The 5623-nt window shown below is 66.7% G+C and carries 1 protein-coding gene; it reads right to left on the bottom strand.

Annotation, left to right across the window (positions count from 1 at the left end):
• Positions 1-5623 (bottom strand): non-ribosomal peptide synthetase (locus BST12_RS28270; RefSeq protein WP_139802012.1); only part of this gene is annotated, 5623 nt, incomplete at both ends.

The following is a 5623-nucleotide window of genomic DNA, read 5'->3' as shown; positions in this document are numbered from 1 at the left end:
ACCCCGGCACCGGCGATATACAACTCCCCGGCCACCCCCGGCGGCACCACACACAATCCGGCATCCAGCACGAACACCTGGCAGTTGGATTGCGGCACGCCGATCGGCACCGTCGCCCGCTGTCCGGGACTGGTGGGCCAATGGGTGACCGATACCGTCGCTTCGGTCGGGCCATATAGGTTGTGCAGCTTTGCGTCACAGATCGCGGCGAACGCGTCGACGGTCGCAGCGGGCAACGCTTCTCCGGCGACGAATACATCGCGCAATGACGCCAACTGCTCGCGCCCTGCGGCCGCACACAATACCGACAGCATCGACGGGACGAAGTCGGTCAGCGTGACCCCGTGCGTGCAGATCGTTTCCGCCACATACCGCGGATCCTTGTGTCCGTCCGGGCTGGCGAGCACCAAGCGCGCACCCGAAACCAAAGCCGCCAGATAGCCCCACAGCGCCACGTCGAAGGTGATCGCGGTCTTGTGCAGATACACATCCTGGGGACCGATGCGGTATTGGCTGCCCATCCACTGCACCTGGTTGACGATCGCGCTGTGGGCAACCGCCACGCCCTTGGGCCGGCCGGTGGATCCGGAGGTGAACATCACATAGGCCTGATGATCGGGGTCAAGCCGGGACCGACGTTCGGCATCGGTGATCGGCGCCGCCGAAAAGCTGGACAGGTCAAGCTCATCGAGGTGAACAACACTCACGCCGGCGGCCACAAATCCCGAATCAGAGGTGCTCAGCACACACACCGGGTCCGCGGTCTCAAGGACGTGGCTGTTGCGCTGCACGGGATGGGTCGGATCGATCGGCACGAATGCACCGCCGGCCGCCATGATCGCCTGCATCGCGACCACCAAATCGGTGCTGCGCGGCAGCGCCAGCCCCACCAGCGACTCGGGACCCACACCCTGGCCGATCAGGTAGCGAGCCAACCGATTCACCCTCGCCGAGAGTTCGGTGTAGGTCAGGCTGTGCCGGTCATCCCGTACCGCAGTGGCATTGGGGGTGCGTGCGGCCTGGGCTGCGAACAACTCCGGAATGGTCGCCGCGGCACCGGGATTGGCGGTGTCGTTGTAAGTGTCCAGCAACAGTTCGCGCTGAGCTGCGTCGACGATTTCGATGGAATCGATACCGCGGTCGGCCTGCGCGCTCACCACGTCCAGGACATGCAGGTAGTAGCGGGCGAATGTCTCGATCGTGTGCGCGTCGAACAAGTCGGCGGCGTACTCGATCAGACCCGGCAACCGCTGTGCCTGTCCGCCGACCGCAGGCAGGTCGAATAAGTGCATCGACAGGTCGAACTTCGCGGTGCGGGTGGACACCGGCATCGCCTCGACGCGCAGTCCGGGCAACTCGAAGCTCGGCACCGGATTGTTCTGCAGCGCAAAGGAAATCTGGAACAGCGGATGATGCGCGGTGGATCGGGCCGGGTTGAGCAATTCTACCAGCCGCTCGAACGGGGCGTCCTGATGCTCGTAGGCGGCCAGCGCCTTGCTACGCACCTGGGCCAGTAGCTCGGTGAAGCTGTGATTGCCCGAGGTATCCACCCGCAGGACCCAGGTGTTGACGAAGAACCCGATCAGGTCGGCCAATGCGGCATCGGTACGCCCGGCGATCGGCCCACCGATGCTGATGTCGTCACCGGCGCCGAGCTTGCGCAACAACACCGCCAGCGCGGCCTGCAACACCATGGACATCGTGGTGCCCGTCGTGCGGGCCAGCAACTCCACCCGCTCCCGCAGCTCCGCCTCGACAGCGAACGAGACCAGCTCGCCGCGGAAGGACTGGCGCGGTGGGCGGGGCCGATCACCGGCCAGGGTGATCTGTTCCGGAGCATCGGCCAATTCGGCCTGCCAGTAGGCGAATTGGCGAGACAGCACCGACTCGGGGTCGTCCTCATCGCCGAGCACCTGCTGTTGCCACAGGGTGTAGTCGGCGTACTGCACTTCCAGCGGCGCCCATTGCGGTTCGTGGCCGGCGCAGCGCGCGGTGTAGGCGATGGCCAGATCGTTGGCCAGCGGGGCCATCGAGGCGCCATCGGCGGCGATGTGGTGCACCACCAACAGCAAGGCGTGCTCGCTCTCCGACACCGCGATCAGCTGGGCCCGCAGCGGGATTTCGGTGGCCAGGTCAAAGTGATACGCGGCCGCCTGATTCACCGCCTCGGCCAACGGCTGCCCCTCGGCCAGGTCGGTGACGATCAGCGGGACCGTCTCGGCGGGCAGGATCTGCTGATAGGCGACGCCGTCCGTCTCGGCGAACACCGTCCGCAGACTTTCATGCCGGGCCACCACGTCGCCGAGCGCTGCCCGCAGCGCCGCAACGTCGACGCTTCCGGTAAGACGCAACGCCAACGGGATGTTATAGGTGGCCGACGGGCCCTCGTATCGGTGCAGGAACCACAACCGGCTTTGCGCGTACGACAACGGAATTCGCTGCGGCCGCGATTGGGCCGCCAACGCCGACCGCACCGCGTTTCCGCGGTGCCTGTCCAACCAGGCCGCCAGCTGCGCCACGGTCGGCGACGCGAACACCGCCCGGATCGGCACTTCGACATCCAGCTGCGCCCGAATCCGGGCCACCAGCCTGGTCACCGTCAGCGAGTGTCCACCGAGGTCGAAGAACCCGTCGTCGATACCGACCCGCGGCAGGTCCAGCACCTCAGCGAACAACGCCGCCAGCACTGACTCCCGGATATCGCGCGGGCCCCGGTACGTCGCGGCGCTGACGAACTCGGCCACCGGCAACGCCGCTCGGTCCACCTTGCCGTTGACCGTGAGCGGCAACGCATCCAGGACCATCAGGACCGCGGGCACCATGAACTCCGGCAACCGTTGTCCGACAAACGTTCGCACCCGTGCGGCGATGTCGGCATCCGCGGTTCCCGGCTGGAGCACCACATAGCCGACGAGTTGGTCACCATGTGCGGTGACGACCGCCTGGGCGACGGCAGGGTGGGCGGTCAGGGCCGCTTCGACTTCGCCGGGCTCGATGCGGAATCCGCGGATCTTGACCTGATCGTCGGCGCGGCCGACGAACTCCAAGTCACCCTGGGCATTCCAGCGCACCACGTCCCCGGTCCGGTACATCCTTTCCCCCGGCGCTGCGGCGGTTGCGAACGGGCACGCCACGAACCGCGACGCGGTCAGCCCGGCCTGTCCGCGGTACCCGCGCGCCAAACCCGCACCGGCGACATACAATTCGCCGGTGACCCCCGTCGGCACCACACGAAGTCCGGCGTCCAGCACATACAACCGCTCGTTACCGAGCGGACCGCCGATCACCGACGCCGCACGTGCGGCGTCGCTCGTGGTCAGCTTGCGACGGGTGGTATGCACGGTGCCTTCGGTGATTCCGTACATGTTGATCAGCGTCGGCAGCTGTGTCCGGTCGCCGGGGTACCACCCTTGCAGCCGCGACGTACGCAACCGCTCTCCGGCGAATACCACCAGACGCAGTGCGGAATCTGCTGCGCTGCAGGTGCTTTCACGCTCGGCGCGCATCAGTTCGTAGAAGGCCGACGGGGTCTGGCTGAGCACCGTGACACGCTCACGGATTATCAGCTCCCACAGCGCACGCGGCGAACGCACGGTGGTCCAGGGCACCGCCACCACGCGGGCACCGTGCAGCAGTGCGCCCCACATCTCCCACACCGAGACATCGAACGCCGGCGAATGACACCACGCCCACACATCCGTGGCAGCGAACTGGCACTCCTGCTTCAGTCCGGCGAACAGGGCCACCACGTTGCGTTGCGTGATGGCAACGGCTTTGGGTTTCCCGGTGGATCCGGACGTGTACATGATGTAGGCCAGATTGTCCGGGGCCGGCCGGATGGCCGGTTGATCGGGAGTCGCGTCGGCGCCGAGCTGATCGAGGATCAGCCGGGGGATGGTGGACTCCGGCAATCGCGGCGCAGTGGCCGAGTCCGTGATCAGCAGCTGCGGGGCGGCGTCGGTGAGCATGTAGGTGGTGCGTTGACTGGAGTAGTTCGCATCGATCGGCAAGTACGCCGCCCCGGTCTGGGTGATTGCCAGCAACGCGGTTACCAGTTCCGCCCCGCGGGGCAGCGCCACCGCGATGATCGTCTCCGGCTGTGCCCCAGCGGCTTTGAGCCGGGCGGCCAGTCGTTGCGCCCGGGCCGCCAGCTGCGCATAGGTCAGGCTCTGGCGATCATCCTGCACCGCGATCGCATTCGGGGTGCGGGCCGCCTGGGCGGCGAACAATTCCGGCAGCGGCGCCGACGGAATGGGGGTGGCGGTGTCGTTGTAGGTGTTCAGCAGCAGTTCGCGCTGGACGGCGTCGACGATTTCGATCGTATCGATACCCTGGCCCGGGTCGGCGGTGACCGTGTGCAGGATGTGCAGATACTGGGCCGCGAACGCTTGGATCGTGTGCTCGTCGAACAGGTCGGTGGCGTATTCGATTGCGCCCGGCATCTGTTGGGGCTGTCCGGCGGGAGCCGGGAAGTCGAACAGGTGTATCGACAGGTCGAACTTCGCGGTATTGGTCCATACCGGAATGGCCTTGATGGCCAGGCCTACCAGGTCCAGCGTGGGTGGCGGATTGTTCTGCAGCGCAAAGGAAACCTGGAACAGTGGATGGTGTGCGGTGGAGCGGGCCGGGTTGAGCAGTTCCACCAGCCGCTCGAACGGGGCGTCCTGGTTTTCGTAGGCCGCCAGCGCCTTGGTGCGCACCTGCTGCAGCAACTCGGTGAAGCTGCGGTTGCCCGTGGTGTCCACCCGCAGCACCCAGGTGTTGACGAAGAATCCGACCAGGTCGGCCAGGGCGGCATCGGTGCGTCCGGCGATCGGGCCGCCGATGCAGACGTCGTCGCCGGCACCCAGCTTGCGCAACAACACCGCCAGGGCGGCCTGCAGCACCATCGACATCGTGGTGCCGGTGCGGCGGGCCAGGCGTTCCACCTTCTCGCGCAGCGCCGCATCCACGGTGAGCGGGTGCACCCGTCCCTGGAAGGATTGCTTGGGCGGGCGGGGCCGGTCCAGCGGCAGCACGATCTGCTCGGGGGCGGCGGCCAATTCGGCTTGCCAGTAGGCGAATTGGTGGGCCAGCACCGACTCGGGGTCATCCTCTTCACCCAACACCTGCTGTTGCCACAACGTGTAATCGGCATACTGCACAGAAAGCGGCGCCCAGCCCGGTGCCCGCCCAGCACAACGGGCGGCATACGCGGCGGCCAGGTCCACCGCCAGCGGCACCAGCGAGGCGCCGTCGGCGGCGATGTGATGCACCACCACAATCAACGCGTGCTCAGCCTGCGACACCCTGATCAGCACGGCCCGCAACGGAACTTCGGCGCAAAGGTCAAACCGATACGCCGCGGCATCGTTGACGGCCTCGGCCAGCGGCTGCCCGTGCGCCAGGTCGGTGACGATCAGCGGCACCGCCGCTTCGGGCAGGATCTGCTGATAGGCCACGCCATCGACCTCGACGAACACCGTACGCAGACTCTCATGCCGGGCGGCCACATCATCGAGGGCCGCACCCAGCGCCGCCACATCCAATCGCCCGGTCAACCGCAGCGCCAACGGAATGTTGTAGGTGGCCGACGGCCCCTCATAGCGGTGTAAGAACCACAACCGCGACTGCGCATACGACA

Origin of the sequence: Mycobacterium angelicum (assembly GCF_002086155.1) — a bacterium.
Taxonomy (GTDB): Bacteria; Actinomycetota; Actinomycetes; order Mycobacteriales; family Mycobacteriaceae; genus Mycobacterium; species Mycobacterium angelicum.
This window is presented reverse-complemented; position numbering and strand designations above follow the sequence as displayed.